The organism is Corynebacterium sp. S7 (assembly GCF_054401105.1).
Genome location: NZ_CM136760.1, coordinates 1,472,217 through 1,490,438, shown reverse-complemented (window position 1 = coordinate 1,490,438; position 18,222 = coordinate 1,472,217). Strand labels below are relative to the sequence as shown.

The window sequence follows — 18,222 nt, the reverse complement described above, 5'->3', positions numbered from 1 at the left end:
TTACGGCCCTTCCTCCACTGCGGTGGCGATCATGTGCACGAGTTCTTCATCAGACGGTGCCGTTTGACCACCGTCTTTCACAAGCCATAAGAAGTATTCTACGTTGCCACTCGGACCCGGGAGCGGAGAGGCGACCACGGCCTTGCAGCTGAGACCCAAAGTCAGCGCAAACGCTGCGATATCGTGAGTCACTTCGGCGCGGAGTTCATTGGAGCGCACCACCCCGCCATGGCCGAGGCGATCCTTGCCCACCTCGAACTGTGGCTTCACCATGGGCAGCAGGTCAGCACCGTCGGTCATACACGCTGCAATGGCTGGCAGAACAAGCTTCAGCGAAATAAACGAGAGATCCCCGACCATCAGATCAGCTGGCCCATTCATCATCTCGGGGGTCAGATTACGGATATTCGTCCTATCTAAAACCAGCACTCGCGGATCGTTTTGCAGGCGCCAAATCAGCTGGCCATAGCCCACATCAACGGCAACAACCTCACTGACACCGCGGGTCAGCAACACATCGGTGAAGCCACCCGTCGATGCACCCGCGTCGAGTGCTCGCCGACCAGCAATTTTCAAACCAAGGGGTTCAAAGGCGTCCAAGGCCCCAATAAGCTTGTGCGCACCCCGAGATGCCCATTCGTCGTCCTCGGTCGCGGTCACCTTAATGGAGACGTCGGCTTCGACTACGGTTGCGGGCTTCGTTGCGACGAATCCGCCTACCGAAACCTTGCCTGCTTTAATCCAGTCAACGGCTTGCTCGCGTGATCGAGCTATTTTACGACGAACGAGCTCGGCATCTAAGCGACGACGTCCTGGAGCCACAGCGGAGTCCTTTCCTTTAAGCGGTTTGTACAGTGGGTGATTAGCTCTCCTGCAACGCATCGTTGAGCAGGGCGTGGGCTTGGCCAAGGACCTGGGCCTCGTCGGCAAGCGAATGCGTTGACTGCGCCAGGATCTCCTCGAACTCTGCCGTCAACTCTTCAGGTGATATGCCTGTGGCGCGTGGGTCCTGTGGTTTGGGTGCCGACATTGTCACCACCACTCGGAGGTAGCCGCCTCTGCCTGGGCGGACATCGGGCGGATGAACTCTGGGGGCTCATTCATGGCCCAGGCCACGTGGAGAACTGTGCGCAGCGCCTGGATGCTGGTGGCTCCCTCGTTGCCTGCGAGCAGCAAGAGATCATTGCCGTCCACGCGGGCAGTGAAGCCACCTTGAGGACCAGGAACAAGATTCGCACCGTACTCATTCAAAGCGCGCATGTCCTCGCCGATGTAGGTCGGACGGTGTTCTTCGGGTGCTTCCACGAGCTCAAGCGGGCCGGACACGCCGGTGAGAACGTGCAGGACGTCCATCTTTGCAGCTACGCCACCTGCAATATCGGTATTGAGGCGATCGCCTACAACCAGCGGGCGCTGCGAGTTCAAGGCTGCGGCTGCCTGATGGAACATGGCGGGACCAGGCTTTCCTGCGGATGCAGGCTTCACGCCTGTAGCCGAGGTGACTGCTGCGACCATAGAGCCGTTACCAATGTGCAGGCCGCGCTCCATGGGCAAGGTGGTGTCCAGGTTAGAGGCGAGGTAGGTTGCGCCGCGCTGGATTGCCAGTGCTGCCTCGGAGAGCTGGTGCCAACCCGTTTCGGTGTAGTGGCCATGCAGTACGACCTTGGGGTTCTCGTCTGCGGACTCCACAACGCGGTAGCCGGACTCGGTGACAAGTTCCTTGAAGGACGGTGCGCCCACGACGTAGACCGGATCACCCGGTTCAAGCACGCTTTCTGCCAAAGTGATCACTGCTTGAGCTGACGTCAGCACATCGGATGCAGTGGCATCGAGGCCAATCCCATTGAGCTTCTCAGCCACCTCACGCGGACCCCGAGAGGCGTTGTTGGTGACATAGACAGCTGGCAGACCTGAATTCTTAATAGAATCCACGGCCCCGTCAATTGCAGCACCTCCCGCCCAGATTGTTCCGTCAAGGTCGAGGAGCAGCGAATCATACTGTTCGGAAAGCGTCATAAATAAGACTTTAGCCTAGCTCTTCGACACGCAATGCAGCGTCTGTCGATTCGTCCGTATCTATCTCAACGACGTGCTCAAACCACTGCTTAGCCTCATCCTTGCGGCCGGCCGCAAGCAGGGCATCGGCGTAGGCATAGGACAAGCGAACCTGGCTGATTCCAGTGGAATCCATAGAAGGATTCATCTTTTGCAGAGTTGCTACGGCAGCTTCATTTTGACCCAGATCACGACGGGCACCAGCAGCGACAATGGCAAGCTCGATCTTCGATTCTGCATCCAGCTCACGGGCGTCCGGGCTCTTGGAGAGCTCAATGGCCTTCTCAGGGCGACCAAGGCCGCGCTCGCAGTCAGCCATCACTGCTAATAGGCCTGGGCCACCAGACATACGACGAGCAGCACGCAACTCGGCGAGGGCTTCCTTCCACTCGCCTGCATGGTATGCGGCAATGCCGTTGACCTCGCGGACCACGCCGACGCGGCCGGCACGGTTCTTTGCGGCGCGTGCGTGGCGAAGTGCCAACTGAGGATCATCTGCCATCAAGGAAGCAGCCATGATCATATGCTTCGCGACGCGATCCGCGTTGTCCTTAGACAGTGGACGCAGATCCTGAAGGACCATCGGGTCCAAGTCCCGGATGTCTACCTCGCCCGGAAGATCCGGCTCAGACAGCTTCTGGGCCATCCGGTCTTCACGGAAGCCGTGGCGGTGCGGATTCGAGCGATCATGGCGGATTTTACCGTCTTCGCGGCGACGCTCGGAGCTTCGGCTGTCGGAGCGCTTGCCCGAAGAGTTACGGTCATTGGAGCGACGGTCATTAGAGCGTGGGTTACGACGATCTGGGCGGTCCTCGCCCCTATTGCTTCGTCGATCTTGTCCACGATTCCTATCGTCGCTCATCTCAAAGACCTTTCTATGTTGGATTGTTGGCGATTCTTTTCACCAGTATAGAAATGGGAAAAGGGAGTGTGACTGCAAGGAGTCCAAAACACGACTCTACTCACAACCACACTCCCTCAACCACTATCAAATTATTTGGTCGGCGGTAACTTACTCTCCCACATCCTCCCGGATGCAGTACCATCAGCGCGGGCGGGCTTAGCTTCCGGGTTCGGAATGGGACCGGGCGTTTCCCCGCCGCCATCAACCACCGACACACCCTTGGGGTGTACCAGCACTGTCACTAGGCGACTAGCAGACACATGAAGATACATATTCACTTACACAAGACACACCCACCACCACACAATAGTGGTAGCCGTGTGTGCTGTGTCAGACACTGCACAGTGGACGCAAACACCAAACCCTTGGTGCATAATCATTTTTTCGTTTCGCAAAACACGCTCACCCACAACCACACAGGTTGCAATTTGTTGGGTGTTTGTCGGTCTATTAGTACCAGTCACCTCCACACCTCACAGTGCTTCCAGATCCGGCCTATCAACCCCATAGTCTCTAGGGAACCTCAAAAGAAACCTCATCTCAAAACAGGCTTCCCGCTTAGATGCTTTCAGCGGTTATCCCTCCCGTACGTAGCCAACCAGCCATGCCCCAGGCGGGACAACTGGCACACCAGAGGTACGTCCGTCCCGGTCCTCTCGTACTAGGGACAGCCTTCTTCAAGTTTCAACGCGCGCGGCGGATAGAGACCGAACTGTCTCACGACGTTCTGAACCCAGCTCGCGTGCCGCTTTAATGGGCGAACAGCCCAACCCTTGGGACCTACTCCAGCCCCAGGATGCGACGAGCCGACATCGAGGTGCCAAACCATCCCGTCGATATGGACTCTTGGGGAAGATCAGCCTGTTATCCCCGGGGTACCTTTTATCCGTTGAGCGACACCACATCCACAAGTAGGTGCCGGATCACTAGTCCCGACTTTCGTCCCTGCTCGACCTGTCAGTCTCACAGTCAAGCTCCCTTGTGCACTTACACTCACCACCTGATTGCCAACCAGGCTGAGGGAACCTTTGGGCGCCTCCGTTACTCTTTAGGAGGCAACCGCCCCAGTTAAACTACCCACCAGGCACTGTCCCCAACCCAGATCATGGGCCAAGGTTCAGGTATCCACTACGGTCAGAGTGGTATTTCAACAACGACTCACACACAACTAGCGTTGAATGATCACAGTCTCCCACCTATCCTACACAAACCGCACCGAACACCAATACCAAGCTATAGTGAAGGTCCCGGGGTCTTTTCGTCCTGCCGCGCGAAACGAGCATCTTTACTCGTACTGCAATTTCACCGGGCCTGTGGTTGAGACAGCAGGGAAGTCGTTACGCCATTCGTGCAGGTCGGAACTTACCCGACAAGGAATTTCGCTACCTTAGGATGGTTATAGTTACCACCGCCGTTTACTGGGGCTTAAATTCTCCGCTTCGACCACAAGTGGCCTAACAGGTCCTCTTAACCTTCCAGCACCGGGCAGGCGTCAGTCCGTATACATCAACTTCAACGTCTTCGCACGGACCTGTGTTTTTGATAAACAGTCGCTTCCCTCTATTCTCTGCGACCCCACACAGCTCACGTCGAAAAAACGATCACCATATAGGGTCCCCCTTCTCCCGAAGTTACGGGGGCATTTTGCCGAGTTCCTTAACCACAGTTCACCCGACCGCCTTAGTATTCTCTACCTGACCACCTGTGTCGGTTTCGGGTACGGGCCATATACACACATCGCTAGAGGCTTTTCTCGACAGTACAGGATCACCAACATCACCCAAAAAGGGCTACGCATCACGCCTCACACACAATGAACCCCGCATTTCACAAAGGTTCGTGCCACACGCTTACACCACAATCCAATAAATGGCTCGGCTACCTCACTGCGTCACCCCATCACTGAACTACTACAGATCAGGCCCCACGCACACACAACAACACATGATCCGAAGATCAATCAGTCACAGTGCACGGGTGGTTAGTATCACTGCCTCGCCCTTGGTCGCACATATACGGGTACGGGAATATCAACCCGTTAACCATCGACTACGCCTGTCGGCCTCGCCTTAGGACCCGACTCACCCTGGGAAGACGAACTTGACCCAGGAACCCTTAGTCATTCGGCGGATAAGATTCTCACTTATCACTCGTTACTCATGCCTGCATTCTCACTCGCACACAGTCCACAGCCCCTTACAGTACTGCTTCACCCCATGCACGACGCTCCCCTACCCAACAAACAAAAGTTCATTGCCGCGGCTTCGGCGGTGTACTTGAGCCCCACTACATTGTCGGCGCAGAATCACTCGACCAGTGAGCTATTACGCACTCTTTCAAGGATGGCTGCTTCTAAGCCAACCTCCTGGCTGTCTTCGCGACCCCACATCCTTTTCCACTTAGTACACCCTTAGGGGCCTTAACCGGCGATCTGGGCTGTTTCCCTCTCGACTATGAAGCTTATCCCCCACAGTCTCACTGCCATGCACCACTTAACCGGCATTCGGAGTTTGGCTGACATTGCTAAGATAATAGTCCCGCTCAACCAACCAGTAGCTCTACCTCCGGCAAGCTAACACAACGCTGCACCTAAATGCATTTCGGGGAGAACCAGCTATCACGGAGTTTGATTGGCCTTTCACCCCTACCCACAACTCATCCCCTCAGTTTTCAACCTAAGTGGGTTCGCGCCTCCACAACCTCTTACAGCTGCTTCACACTGGCCATGGGTAGATCACCCCGCTTCGGGTCCAGGACATGCCACTCAAACACACTATTAGTATTCGCTTTCGCTACGACTACCCCACACGGGTTAACCTCGCGACATGCCGCTGACTCGCAGGCTCATTCTTCAAAAGGCACGCCATCAACCACACGAGGGTCTCTGACGGATTGTAGACACACGGTTTCAGGAACTATTTCACTCCCCTCCCGGGGTACTTTTCACCATTCCCTCACGGTACTATCCGCTATCGGTCACACTAAGTATTTAGGCTTACCGGGTGGTCCCGGCAGATTCACAGCAGATTCCACGAGCCCACTGCTACTCGGGAAAACAACAACACATATGATTACGCCTTCATGTACGGGGCTCTCACCCACTCCGGCAGGCCATCCCAGACCACTTCCACTAACACAACCACACACGCACCAAGTCAACAGCCCTGGTAAGTCGCATCCCACAACACCGCACACGCAACCCCTGTCAGGTATCACACGCACACGGTTTAGCCTCATCCACGTTCGCTCGCCGCTACTAGCAGAATCATTAAATTTATTTTCTCTTCCTACGGGTACTGAGATGTTTCACTTCCCCGCGTCACCCCCACACAGACTATGAATTCATCTGCAGGTCGCACCACATAACTAGTACGGGGTTTCCCCATTCGGACATCCTCGGATCAACGCTTAGTTGGCAACTCCCCGAGGCATAACGCAGCCTCACACGTCCTTCATCGGCTTAGCATGCCAAGGCATCCACCATGCGCCCTTAAAAAACACACAACCACACACCCACCCACGAGTAGGCAAGCATGTGGGGCAAACACATTAACTCAACAAAAAACACACACAAAAAAGAATAAAGATGCTCGCGTCCACTATACAGTTCTCACACAACACACCACCACCAACAACACCACAACCAGAACACCCGGCCACAGCGCTATCACGCAGTGATCTTAAAAAGGAAACAACAATGTTGCCCCAGACACCCAACAGTGCACCAACATACTCAAGTCCCACAACAACCCCCCACAAGGAAATCATCGCCGTGTATTGAGAATTCATGTCCCCAGCCATCCCCATCACACACCACTGAGGTATGCGGGTATGTCTCCACCCGGAAATTTAGAAAAAAAACAGCAGTAGAACATCCGCCTACTCAACTATTGTTACCCCACAACTGCGAGGCCAAAAAATATAACTCCTTAGAAAGGAGGTGATCCAGCCGCACCTTCCGGTACGGCTACCTTGTTACGACTTCGTCCCAATCGCCGATCCCACCTTCGACAGCTCCCCCCCACTAAAGGATAGGCCACTGGCTTCGGGTGTTACCAACTTTCATGACGTGACGGGCGGTGTGTACAAGGCCCGGGAACGTATTCACCGCAGCATTGCTGATCTGCGATTACTAGCGACTCCGACTTCATGGGGTCGAGTTGCAGACCCCAATCCGAACTAAGGCCGGCTTTAAGCGATTAGCACCACCTCACGATGTAGCAACGCGCTGTACCGACCATTGTAGCATGTGTGAAGCCCTGGACATAAGGGGCATGATGATTTGACGTCATCCCCACCTTCCTCCGAGTTAACCCCGGCAGTCTCTCATGAGTCCCCACCATCACGTGCTGGCAACATAAGACAAGGGTTGCGCTCGTTGCGGGACTTAACCCAACATCTCACGACACGAGCTGACGACAACCATGCACCACCTGTACACCAACCACAAGGGAAACCGTATCTCTACGGCGATCTGGTGTATGTCAAGCCCAGGTAAGGTTCTTCGCGTTGCATCGAATTAATCCACATGCTCCGCCGCTTGTGCGGGCCCCCGTCAATTCCTTTGAGTTTTAGCCTTGCGGCCGTACTCCCCAGGCGGGGCGCTTAATGCGTTAGCTACGGCACAGGAAACGTGGAAGTCCCCTACACCTAGCGCCCACCGTTTACAGCATGGACTACCAGGGTATCTAATCCTGTTCGCTACCCATGCTTTCGCTCCTCAGCGTCAGTAACTGCCCAGAGACCTGCCTTCGCCATCGGTGTTCCTCCTGATATCTGCGCATTCCACCGCTACACCAGGAATTCCAGTCTCCCCTACAGCACTCAAGTTATGCCCGTATCGCCTGCACCCCCGGAGTTAAGCCCCGGACTTCCACAGACGACGCGACAAACCACCTACGAGCTCTTTACGCCCAGTAATTCCGGACAACGCTCGCACCCTACGTATTACCGCGGCTGCTGGCACGTAGTTAGCCGGTGCTTCTTCTACAGGTACCGTCACTTACGCTTCGTCCCTATCGAAAGGAGTTTACAACCCGAAGGCCGTCATCCCCCACGCGGCGTCGCTGCATCAGGCTTCCGCCCATTGTGCAATATTCCCCACTGCTGCCTCCCGTAGGAGTCTGGGCCGTATCTCAGTCCCAATGTGGCCGTACACCCTCTCAGGCCGGCTACCCGTCGACGCCTTGGTAGGCCATTACCCCACCAACAAGCTGATAGGCCGCGAGCTCATCTCATACCGCAAAAGCTTTCCACCACCATCACCAAACAGTGGTCCTATCCGGTATTAGACCCAGTTTCCCAAGCTTATCCCGAAGTACAAGGCAGATCACCCACGTGTTACTCACCCGTTCGCCACTCGAGTACCCCGCAAGCGGGGCCTTTCCGTTCGACTTGCATGTGTTAAGCACGCCGCCAGCGTTCATCCTGAGCCAGGATCAAACTCTCCACAAAAACAATTTCAGCCAAATAAATCAACCAAAAAAGCTAGAAAAATCTAGGCCGTGAAAAGCCCAAACCCAACCAAAAACAAACAATCCAGCGCAAAAACAAAAATTTTGACGCGATTGTCCAAAAAAAGAATTACAAAACAAAAAACAACCAACCCCACTCCGACGAGGAAAAAAGGGCCGATCAACGTAAACAAAAACAAAAGTTTGTTCACAAATGTCCGAATATCAATCCGCACACCCAATTATTTCGCACCGAAAATAAAACCACACCACCACCACGGAAGTAGCAGCATGACCGGCACACACCCACCACAACACCACCACCCACAAAGAGCAGCACCATTACATGGCAGGGAAACAACCAAGCACACAAACCAACACACAAACAAAAGTACATTGGCACACTATCGAGTTCTCACACAACATCAGCACACTAACTCACCCGAAACCACACAGAATCGAACTCACTAGCAGCGAAGATTGACCTTAAAACACACCATGACACAAAGTCAAAACCATGTTTATTGGCTCTACAATCATTTTGCTTGTCTGCGGTAGTTTTCCTGACCACCATCTCACCAGACCCTTCAAGGTCTTAGCGGGGCGTTGTCGGTCTCGCTGACTCACATAAATCTACACACCCACCCACACAACAACAAATCACCAGGTCAAGAACGTAAAAACCGCATTCATAATGAATGCGGTTTAAACAAACTATCCAAGAACCTTCACGCCAGCGAAGTTCTTCTTGCCACGGCGCAGGACCAGCCACTTGCCGTGCAAGAGATCCTCGGCGCCTGGCTCCCACTCCTCGGACTCAATGCGCTGGTTGTTCACGTAGGCACCGCCCTCTTTTATGGCGCGACGTGCGGCACCGCGGGAATCCACAAGCTGGGTACCTACGAGAAGATCAACAATGGTGCGAGGATCGCCTGCGTTAACCTCGAAGACCTCGGTCTCGGAAACAGCAGATGCGAGAGTCTTTTCGTCGAGGTCCTCCAGGTCGGCTCGACCGAACAGAGCTTGAGATGCAAGCTCGACTGCCTTGGTTGCCTCAGGACCGTGCACCAGGTTGGTCATCTCCTGGGCAAGGCGCTTTTGCGCTTCGCGCTTGAATGGGCGCTCGGCAACTTCCACCTCGAGCTCGTCGAGCTCTTCCTTGGTTAGGAAAGTGAACCAACGCAGGTAACGGATGACATCGGCATCCGAGGCGTTGATGAAGTACTGGTACCAGGTGTAGGGGCTGGTCATCTCTGGGTCGAGCCAGAGCGAGCCGCCACCGGTGGACTTGCCGAACTTCTTGCCTTCGGAATCGGTCACCAGCGGAACGGTCAGAGCGTGAACCTGTGCGGAATCCATCCGGCGGTTGAGGTCAACACCAGCTACGAGGTTGCCCCACTGATCTCCGCCACCTACCTGCAGGATGCAGTTGTACTTGCGACGCAACTGAACGAAATCGTTCGCCTGCAGCAACATGTAGGAGAACTCCGTGTAGGAGATGCCATCGTTTTCAAGGCGACGCTTGACGGTATCGCGGGACAGCATCGTAGACAGTGGGAAGTGCTTGCCAATGTCACGCAGGAACGTGATCACGGACATGTCCTTCGTCCAGTCATTGTTGTTTACCAACTTCGCAGCGTTATCGCCCTCGAAGGAGACGAAGCGGGAAAGCTGACCGGAAATGCGTTCCGACCACTCTTCAACAGTGTCTTCGGAATTCATCGAGCGCTCCCCCACGTCACGTGGGTCGCCGATCATGCCCGTGGCGCCACCTGCAAGAACCAGTGGGCGGTGTCCAGCTTCTTGGAATCGGCGCAGCATCAACAACGGCACGAGGTGACCGGCGTGCAGGGAGGGACCGGTGGGATCGAAACCGCAGTACAGCGTGATGGGTTCTTCGGTGGCCTTGCGCAGCTGGTCAAGATCGGTGGACTGGTTGATCAGGCCACGCCAAGTTAGTTCGTCAATGATGTTGGTCGAAGACAACGGGGTTCCTCTTTAAGATGAATTGATAAATTGATAAATGCGGCCAAAGGGCCAAAACGGCCAAAAGGGCCGATTAAGCAGTTGGCTGCCAGGGCTGCGCTTCGTCGATAAGCAAAACCGGAATGCCATCATCGATGCGATAGGCAATGCCGAGCCGCTCGTTGACCAAGAGCTGTTCATCTTCCAGATAGGTCAGTGGTCCCTTGTCCTTGGGACAGACCAGTACTTCGAGCAGTTTCGGATCAAGACTCATGGTTGTAAACCTTACCTGTTCTCCTCTGCGGAGTCTTCGTTGAGACCCGGCAGATTGCCAAACTTCGAGCGGAGCATGCGGGCCTGGGAGTCCAATTCGCGCACGTTGTTGTCTAAAATTGCCTGCTTGATTTGCTCGACGGCACCGGTCAGGGTCTGCAAGGAATCGACGACGCTGTCCACCGCCGAAGGCAGCGTCAGATCCGGCGCATCGAGGTAGGTGTTGACCACCTCGGGGAGGTAGATCTCCACGATATTCCACATGTTCTGCTGGTGTTCCGGGACCGACTCAACGGCATCCCACTCGGCGAGCACGAAGCGCACATTCTGGCTCAGCAGACGGGCCTGATCGACAACCTCGCGAGGTGCATTCGCGTGGGAGAGCTTGTTCAGCGAGGCGTTCATCGTGCGCTCGAGTTTCTGAGGCGCCGGCTCAACAGGCTTCGGCAGCTCTTTCTGCTTCTTCTCCGGAGTCAGAGCAACACCCGCGCCCCAAGCCGCAATTGCGACAACAGGCCACAGGGCACCCAGGCCCACCGCAAGGTGCACCACAATCACCAAAACAGCGGCGATGATGCCGACAGCGTTCTTACGCGAGTTAAAAAAGTTGGTGTTCACACCAGTGTCATCGGTGTGCTCATTATTGGAAGGCACGAATCTCCTTAAATGCTGCATCGAGGTCGCCGCCGAGTGCGTCAAAGACCTCGCCACCGGTCAATTCTGCCACTGCATTCATCTCCTCAACACTCGCCTCGCCATAAAGGATCACGAACACGGGAATTTCCTTCTTGTCCGCCGGCAGTGCCGCGTACTCCTCCACGAATCCGTCGTAATTCGGACCCTCCGTCACAATGCCATCGCTGAGCAGGACAATAGTCGGGATCCCGTGCTCCGTGTCCGCGGAGCGCAGGGCATCCAGCAGTGATTGGTACAGCGGCGTGTAGCCCTGCGCCGTTAGCCCCTGGACGTAGTTCTGCAGGTCCGCACGGATGGTAGGGTCCGCGCGATTGAACACCACGGTGGTTGGAGGATGCCCGGCATCAAAACCACGCACTGTGACTTGTTCGTTGTCGCGCAGCGCCACATCACCGGTCGAGGTCGACGCGTCCCCATTAATCAGCGAAAGCATAATGTCCTGCACCGACGCCAGCCGCTCCCCCTCCATCGAGCCGGAGGTATCCAGCACAAAGGTCGTCGAGCCAGGGTTACGGTATTGGTTGTTGTACGAGTCCAAGAGCGTATCGACGACACTCTGTTCCCCGGGGAACGCCAGCTCAATGACCTGCTGGTTGGCCAACTCTGCCGGCAGGTTAGAAACCTGGCCGACTGGTCGTCGATAAGTGCTTGCAATGTCTTCTTGATGCTCGAGCAGCCAGTCGCTCAAGGCCTTGACCTTGTCTGCGGCTTGGTCGCCTGCAGGCTGCGCCAACGTGGACAGCGGGTAATCGGCCGAGATGACACCATCTTGGGGCACAATCACGGTGATGGCGTGGCCTTCGTCGCGAAGCTGGTAGAGCGTGGATTCGTAATTGACAATCGCGTCGACCTTGCCCGGCGATTCAACGAAGGTATCGGCGAGCCAGCCGGAAGAACCGGAGACCATCTCTTGGGCCTGGTAAAGATCGGTCATCGGGCCGGAAATCTTGGCGATGTCTTGCTGGGTAAGCGCACGGCCAGTGTCCGAGAGCGCCGTGGCCACCGAAACGAGCGCGGAGAACCCTGAGTTGGAGGTCGAAGGATCGGTCATGCCGAAGGTGAATTCGCCCCTGCCCGCGGCCTCGGCGAACTCGGCCCAGGTGGGCTGGTGGGTGTCCCAGCCAAGGCGTTTCGCGGACTCATCCCAGACGCCGAAGGCCACGGGGCTGGTCGCGATCTTGGTTTGGTCGGCAAGCTTGGAGGAGGCGCCGATCAAATCCACGTAGCGGTTTGTGGCGAACCACGTCGCATCGACCTGGCCGTCAAACTCCCCTGCCTTCAGGTTCTGGGAGTTCTCCAGTGTGCCGGCGGGAAACTGCAGCTCGATGGGAAACCCGAGGTCGTCGGAGGCTTGCTGCACGAGCGGCTCAAGGTCCTGGAGCTCGGTTGCCGCAACAATTTTCAGTGGATCCTTGTTCAAACCAGAACCGAAGAGTGAACCAGAGCTTCCCGAGGAGCCACAGGCGACCAACCCGATCGAGGACAAGAGGGCCACTAGGGCGACGTAGATGCGTTTCATTGGATAGCCTCCGTGGTTGCGGGGGTGGTGTAGGCCTTGCCCACTTCGGTGATCAGCAGCTCGAGGCGGTCATAGGCGGGCAAGTCCACCGAGGCCACATATTGAGCAGGTGGAGTGAGCTGATGCTCGGCCATAACTTCCGAGAACATGTCCGAGTTGTTAGGGCGGAAGCCGTGGCTGGCTGCTAGTTTTTGCAGCTCGGGGTCGTCGCTAAGCAATCTGCCCACCTCGGCACCTGCTTCCGTCATGCCCACGACTCCGTGGTTTGCCTGCACTGTTGGATCGAGATAGAGCAGGACGTGCGAATCGTTGATGCGCGAATTCGGTTTCATTTGCTCGCCTAAGAATTGCGCCTCGTAGACCATGACCATCGGGGCTGCTCCCATCCCCTGGCTGAGGTAATCGGCGAAAGGCCCCGCCGAACTCGAGGCCGTGTATCCCTGACCAGCAAAGAATGGTGTGAGCTTGTCTACTAACGCGCCGGTGTCGCTGGCTAGGGCTGGGTCCTCATTAGTAAACACCCAGGTCAAGATGGCTAGGTACATGGCCGCGGAGTTGGAGGTGCGGATGTCGGTGGTGGAGATTTGCACCGTGCGAGGCGATGGGAACTCGGTGCCCAGATCGCGCCACCGAGTATTCGAGGTGGCCAGCTCGGTAAAGCCAGCCATATCAAGCACCTGCATGCCGTTGTCGTCGCGGACGAGGCCCTCGCGCTTCAAGATTTCGACGATGGGCTGGAACGTTGCCACTGCCATCGGAGAATAAAATGGGTAGCTCGCGCTGTACTCCGAGCTTTGACGCTCGACCTTCTCGGTGGCCGGGCCCGATGACGGGGAGGCGAAATCATACTGGGAAAGGTCGGTGTTCTCGGCGATCGCTCGGGAGCCGGCTGTGGTGACATCGACTTCGTAGCCGAGTTGCTTCAAGCGCTTTTGTACATCCGGGTCGTTGAAGAACTCGCTCTTTTCCGAGCCAACAACGCCTTTGACCTGGGTGGTAGAAAACCCCGCAAAGGGATTCAGGGAGCGCAGGTCGGTATTCGGCAGGCCGATCCTACCGATCACAATCGCCACGATTGCCACTACAACTAAAAGAACACCAAGAACAACGGATTTCGATCTCCCTTTGTTCTTGGTGTTTGAACCAGGACTCATAGGCCTAACCCTATGTCACTCCCAGCTGTTTTGCAGTGCGAACGTACTAACTGCGGACAGGAGTTTCCGCCCAAGCGCGATATTGCGCGTTGGCTTCCTCGACGCGTTCACGCTGCTCCTCCACGCGAGGACGCGCGGTGCCACCACGGGTATCGCGGGAAGCCACGGCACCGTCGATGGTGAGTACTTCTCGGACCTCCGGAGTCAACCGGGAATCCACGCTTGCCAGCTCCTCGTCGGTAAGATCCACGAGGTCGACGCCACGGGACTCCGCGATGCGTACGCAGGCACCTGATGCCTCATGAGCTTCGCGGAATGGTACGCCTTGGCGCACCATCCACTCGGCCAGGTCGGTGGCCAGGGTGTAGCCCTGCGGTGCGAGCTCGCGCATCCGGTCCTCGTGGAACACCAGAGTCGACGTCAAACCGGTCAGCGCTGGCAGCAGCAACTTGAGCTGGTTGACCGAGTCAATCACGGGCTCCTTGTCCTCTTGGAGGTCACGGTTGTACGCCAAAGGCTGGGCCTTGAGCGTTGCCATGAGGCCTGAGAGGTTACCGATCAAGCGACCAGACTTGCCTCGGGTCAGCTCTGCCACGTCAGGGTTTTTCTTCTGCGGCATGATCGAGGATCCGGTGGACCACTCGTCGTGCAAGGTGATGTAGCCGAACTCTGGCGTGGACCAGGCGATGATCTCCTCGGCGAAGCGAGAAAGATCCACGGCGATCTGCGCCAAGACGTAGGCGGCCTCGGAAGCGAAGTCACGCGAGGAGGTGCCGTCGAGCGAGTTATCGGTGGCCGAGTCAAACCCGAGCTCCTCTGCGATGGCCTCAGGGTCGAGGTGCAGGGAGGAACCCGCCAGCGCACCGGAACCATAAGGCGACACGGCAAGGCGCTTATCCAGATCCTGGATGCGATCCAAATCACGCAGAAGCGGCTGGGCATGAGCCAGCAGCGAGTGCGCGAGCAAGATTGGCTGCGCCGCCTGGAAGTGCGTCTTACCAGGCATAATCGCGTCCGGGTGTGCCTTTGCTTGAGCGACGAGCGCATCCACCAAGTCGGTGATGTCTAAGGCGACATCGCGCAGTGCGTCGCGCAGCCACATGCGGAACATGGTGGCCACCTGATCATTGCGGGAACGACCAGCGCGCAAACGCCCGCCCACCTCAGGACCGACACGATCGATCAGGCCACGTTCCATGGCTCCGTGCACATCTTCGTCGGTGTCATCCGGAGTAAAGCTGCCATCTGCCACGTCTGCGCCCAACTGATCGAGCCCGGCAAGCATGGTGGCTAGGTCCTCGTCGTTAAGCAATCCTGCTCTATTGAGAACCTTGGCGTGAGCCTTGGAGGCAAGCACGTCGTAGGGGGCGAGCACCCAGTCGAAGTGGGTGGACACCGAGAGCGCGAACATGGCCTCCGAAGGGCCGCCGGAGAAGCGACCGCCCCAGAGAGCTCCCTCGTTGGTACCGTGCTGCTGCATTAGTTCTGGCCTGCCTCGCGGTCGCGCTTGTTGGCAATCTCGGAGGACAGACCGTGGAGCTGGACGAAGCCCTTTGCTGCGGACTGGTCGAAGGAGTCGCCGGTGTCGTAGGTGGCCAGGTTGAAGTCATACAGCGAGCTGTTGGAACGACGGCCGTTGACCACGCAGGTGCCAGCGTGCATGACCATGCGGATGTCGCCGGTGACGTGCTCCTGGGTGGAATCAATGAACGCGGTCAGCGAGGTGTGCAGCGGGGAGTACCAGAGGCCGTCGTAGACCTCTTCGGCCCAACGCGCATCGACGCCGCGCTTGTAGCGAGCCAGCTCGCGCTCGACGGTGACGTCCTCGAGAGCCTCGTGTGCGGTGATCAGGGCGATCGCACCTGGTGCTTCGTAGATCTCGCGGGACTTGATGCCCACTAGGCGGTCCTCGACCATGTCTAGGCGGCCGACGCCCTGTGCGCCTGCGCGACGGTTCATCTCTTCGATGGCCTCGAGCATGGTCACTGGCTTGCCGTCGATGGCGACAGGCTTGCCGCCCTCGAAGGAAATGATGACCTCATCAGGAGCGTTGCCCAGGTTTGGATCCTCGGTGTAGGCGTAGAGGTCCTTTGTTGGAGGGTTCCAGAGATCTTCCAGGAAGCCCGTCTCCACAGCGCGGCCGAAGACGTTCTGGTCGATGGAGAATGGCGAGGAAGCGGACTGCTCAATAGGCAGGTTGATCTTCTCGGCGTAGGCGATTGCCTTGTCGCGGGTCCATGCATAGTCGCGTGCTGGCGCGATGATCTCAAGTGTTGGATCCAGGTTGCGGAAGCCAACCTCGAAGCGAACCTGGTCATTGCCCTTGCCGGTGCAGCCGTGTGCAACGTGGGTGCCGCCGTGCTCCTTGGCAGCCTGAACGAGGTGCTTGACAATCAGCGGACGCGAAATAGCAGAAACCAGTGGGTACTGCTTCATGTACTTGCCGTTTGCCTTGATGGTTGGCAGGCAGTAGTCTTCGGCGAATTCATCCTTCGCGTCGATCACGATGGATTCCACCGCGCCACAGTCGAGCGCGCGCTGGCGCACGGACTCCATGTCTTCGCCACCCTGGCCCAGATCCAGCGAAACTGCGACAACTTCGCCGCCGGTCATTTCACCCAGGTAAGGAATAGCAACGGAGGTGTCCAGGCCGCCTGAGTAGGCAAGCACAACGCGGTTCGTCATGTTTTTCTCCTATGTTTAAAGGTTGAGAAGATCAATATTTCTTAGAGTACCTGCCTGGTTAGACAGGATTGTTTCGGGCTCTATTCGGGCTGTTGCTCAGGTGTTGCCGCCAACTCCCTGGCCAGCTCCTTGCCCGTGACCGGGTCCCGGGCAAGAACGAAGATCGTATCGTCGCCCGCGATGGTGCCCACTACCGATTCGAGCCCTACCCGATCGATATAGCTGGCCAGATACTGTGCTGCTCCGGGTGGCGTGCGCAGCATGGCAATGTTCGCAGAATAATCCACCGAGACGACAAGCTCTTCGAGCATGCGTCGCAGCTTATCCCTAGGGCCCGACGAGGCCTCGGCCAGCGACTGGTCTTGCTTGTTCACTGTGTAATAGGCACGCCCGCCCGAAGCTGGACGCACCTTCACAGCCCCGAGTTCATCCAGGTCCCGTGAGAGTGTGGCCTGGGTGATGTCGATGCCCTCGTCGAGAAGCAACTCCGAGAGCTGAACCTGCGACGTCACGCGCGAGTTCGCCAGGATGTCCAAGATCCTGGCCTGGCGCGCGGTGCGGGAAACGGGGGTGGTCATGTTACTGGTGCTCCAGCAACCAGACCATCAAGGCCTTTTGTGCGTGCATGCGGTTTTCCGCCTCGTCGAAGACGCGCGATTGCGGGCCGTCGATGACCTCGGCTGCAACCTCGTTGCCGCGGTAAGCGGGCAGGCAATGCAGGAAGATGGCGTCGTCTTTCGCCTTCGCCATCAGCTCGGCATTGACCTGGTATGGGAGGAACGGGGTGCGGCGGTCCTTGCCGTCGTTTTCCATGCCCATGGAGACCCAGGTGTCGGTGATGACCACGTCGGCGCCTTCGGCCTCGGCGGTATCGGAGGTCACGGTCACGGTCGCGCCGGTTTCCTCGCCGCGCACGCGTGCCCGGTCGACGAACTCCTGCTTCGGCAAGAACCCTTCAGGGCCCACAATGGAAATGTCCATGCCCGCGGTGGCGAAGCCAATCATGTAGGAATTGGCCATGTTGTTGTCGCCGTCGCCGAGGTAAACCGCCTTCTTGCCCTTCAGGCCGGCTGGTCCCTGATCTGGGCAGAGGTTCTCAATTACGGTTTGCAGGTCCGCCAGGATTTGGCAGGGGTGCAGGTCGTCGGAAAGCGAATTGATAATCGGCACGGTCGCGGTCTCGGCCATGTCGGTCAGGTTCGAGTGCGCGTAGGTGCGCCACACGATCATCTCCACGAAGCGCGAGAGCACCGCACCCGTGTCCTGGTAGGTCTCGCCCTTGCCCATCTGGGAGTTGCCGGTCTCGGTCACGATTGCGTGCCCGCCCAGCTGCGCGATGCCAGCATCGAAGGAAAAACGAGTGCGTGTCGACGACTTGTCGAACAACACCGCCACCGACTTCGGGCCCTCCAACGGGCGCTTCGAAAACGGCGCGCGCTTTAGCTCGGCCGCCAGGTCAAGCACCTCGGCTTGTTCCTGGGGCGTGAGGTCGTCGTCAGCCAAAAAATTCCGTGGCAT

At 57.2% G+C, this 18,222-nt stretch carries 14 protein-coding genes and 3 rRNA genes; all 17 read right to left on the bottom strand.

Translation table 11 applies throughout. The features are described 5' to 3' along the window. Entirely contained in the window at positions 1–822 is an 822-nt protein-coding gene (locus ACXZ66_RS07155) for a TlyA family RNA methyltransferase (protein WP_458747735.1), read from the bottom strand. A 40-nt stretch (positions 823–862) separates the two neighbouring features. Next, entirely contained in the window at positions 863–1,030 is a 168-nt protein-coding gene (locus tag ACXZ66_RS07150) for a hypothetical protein (protein ID WP_458747733.1), read from the bottom strand. 2 nt (positions 1,031–1,032) lie between these two features. Next, a complete protein-coding gene (locus ACXZ66_RS07145; RefSeq protein ID WP_458747732.1) occupies positions 1,033–2,016 on the bottom strand; it encodes an HAD-IIA family hydrolase in 984 nt (327 codons plus the stop codon). 10 nt (positions 2,017–2,026) lie between these two features. Beyond that, positions 2,027–2,917 (bottom strand): hypothetical protein, encoded by an 891-nt coding sequence (locus tag ACXZ66_RS07140; protein WP_458747731.1) that lies wholly within the window; start codon positions 2,915–2,917, stop codon positions 2,027–2,029. A 137-nt stretch (positions 2,918–3,054) separates the two neighbouring features. Beyond that, a 5S ribosomal RNA gene (gene rrf, locus ACXZ66_RS07135) occupies positions 3,055–3,172 on the bottom strand. Between the two features lie 217 nt (positions 3,173–3,389). After that, positions 3,390–6,463: ribosomal RNA gene (locus ACXZ66_RS07130) — 23S ribosomal RNA — on the bottom strand. A 45-nt stretch (positions 6,464–6,508) separates the two neighbouring features. Continuing rightward, positions 6,509–6,748, bottom strand: coding sequence for a hypothetical protein (locus ACXZ66_RS07125; RefSeq protein ID WP_458747730.1), 240 nt, complete (start codon positions 6,746–6,748; stop codon positions 6,509–6,511). A gap of 144 nt (positions 6,749–6,892) precedes the next feature. Further along, positions 6,893–8,413, bottom strand: a 16S ribosomal RNA gene (locus tag ACXZ66_RS07120). The 16S, 23S and 5S rRNA genes sit together here, the layout of an rRNA operon. A 713-nt stretch (positions 8,414–9,126) precedes the next feature. Next, positions 9,127–10,398, bottom strand: coding sequence for a tyrosine--tRNA ligase (gene tyrS, locus ACXZ66_RS07115; RefSeq protein ID WP_458747728.1), 1,272 nt, complete (start codon positions 10,396–10,398; stop codon positions 9,127–9,129). A 73-nt stretch (positions 10,399–10,471) separates the two neighbouring features. Beyond that, positions 10,472–10,651 (bottom strand): Trm112 family protein, encoded by a 180-nt coding sequence (locus tag ACXZ66_RS07110; RefSeq protein WP_458747726.1) that lies wholly within the window; start codon positions 10,649–10,651, stop codon positions 10,472–10,474. 11 nt (positions 10,652–10,662) lie between these two features. Beyond that, the gene (locus tag ACXZ66_RS07105) at positions 10,663–11,304 is read right to left on the bottom strand and encodes a hypothetical protein (RefSeq protein ID WP_458747724.1); all 642 of its coding nucleotides are present in this window, start codon (positions 11,302–11,304) and stop codon (positions 10,663–10,665) included. Continuing rightward, entirely contained in the window at positions 11,291–12,865 is a 1,575-nt protein-coding gene (locus ACXZ66_RS07100; protein ID WP_458747723.1) for a substrate-binding domain-containing protein, read from the bottom strand. The genes ACXZ66_RS07105 and ACXZ66_RS07100 overlap by 14 nt, the downstream gene beginning before the upstream one ends. Further along, positions 12,862–14,019, bottom strand: coding sequence for a hypothetical protein (locus ACXZ66_RS07095; protein ID WP_458747721.1), 1,158 nt, complete (start codon positions 14,017–14,019; stop codon positions 12,862–12,864). Before ACXZ66_RS07095 ends, ACXZ66_RS07100 begins: the two co-directional genes overlap by 4 nt. A gap of 46 nt (positions 14,020–14,065) precedes the next feature. After that, complete coding sequence (gene argH / locus ACXZ66_RS07090) at positions 14,066–15,499, bottom strand: argininosuccinate lyase (RefSeq protein ID WP_458747719.1); 1,434 nt, start codon at positions 15,497–15,499, stop codon at positions 14,066–14,068. Beyond that, complete coding sequence (locus ACXZ66_RS07085) at positions 15,499–16,704, bottom strand: argininosuccinate synthase (protein ID WP_458751233.1); 1,206 nt, start codon at positions 16,702–16,704, stop codon at positions 15,499–15,501. Before ACXZ66_RS07085 ends, argH begins: the two co-directional genes overlap by 1 nt. An 80-nt stretch (positions 16,705–16,784) precedes the next feature. Further along, on the bottom strand, positions 16,785–17,282 hold the full coding sequence (locus ACXZ66_RS07080) for an arginine repressor (RefSeq protein ID WP_458751232.1): 498 nt from the start codon (positions 17,280–17,282) through the stop codon (positions 16,785–16,787). Position 17,283: 1 nt separating this feature from the next. Then, positions 17,284–18,222 carry an ornithine carbamoyltransferase gene (gene argF, locus ACXZ66_RS07075; RefSeq protein WP_458751230.1) on the bottom strand — a complete coding sequence of 313 codons (939 nt, stop codon included), beginning with the start codon at positions 18,220–18,222 and terminating at the stop codon, positions 17,284–17,286.

Coding starts and splice junctions, on each gene's coding strand:
- ACXZ66_RS07150 (WP_458747733.1), bottom strand. CDS start 1,030: ATGTCGGCACCCAAACCACAGGACCCACGCGCCACAGGCATATCACCT.
- ACXZ66_RS07145 (WP_458747732.1), bottom strand. CDS start 2,016: ATGACGCTTTCCGAACAGTATGATTCGCTGCTCCTCGACCTTGACGGA.
- ACXZ66_RS07140 (WP_458747731.1), bottom strand. CDS start 2,917: ATGAGCGACGATAGGAATCGTGGACAAGATCGACGAAGCAATAGGGGC.
- ACXZ66_RS07125 (WP_458747730.1), bottom strand. CDS start 6,748: ATGAATTCTCAATACACGGCGATGATTTCCTTGTGGGGGGTTGTTGTG.
- ACXZ66_RS07110 (WP_458747726.1), bottom strand. CDS start 10,651: ATGAGTCTTGATCCGAAACTGCTCGAAGTACTGGTCTGTCCCAAGGAC.
- ACXZ66_RS07100 (WP_458747723.1), bottom strand. CDS start 12,865: ATGAAACGCATCTACGTCGCCCTAGTGGCCCTCTTGTCCTCGATCGGG.
- ACXZ66_RS07095 (WP_458747721.1), bottom strand. CDS start 14,019: ATGAGTCCTGGTTCAAACACCAAGAACAAAGGGAGATCGAAATCCGTT.
- argH (WP_458747719.1), bottom strand. CDS start 15,499: ATGCAGCAGCACGGTACCAACGAGGGAGCTCTCTGGGGCGGTCGCTTC.
- ACXZ66_RS07085 (WP_458751233.1), bottom strand. CDS start 16,704: ATGACGAACCGCGTTGTGCTTGCCTACTCAGGCGGCCTGGACACCTCC.
- ACXZ66_RS07080 (WP_458751232.1), bottom strand. CDS start 17,282: ATGACCACCCCCGTTTCCCGCACCGCGCGCCAGGCCAGGATCTTGGAC.
- argF (WP_458751230.1), bottom strand. CDS start 18,222: ATGCCACGGAATTTTTTGGCTGACGACGACCTCACGCCCCAGGAACAA.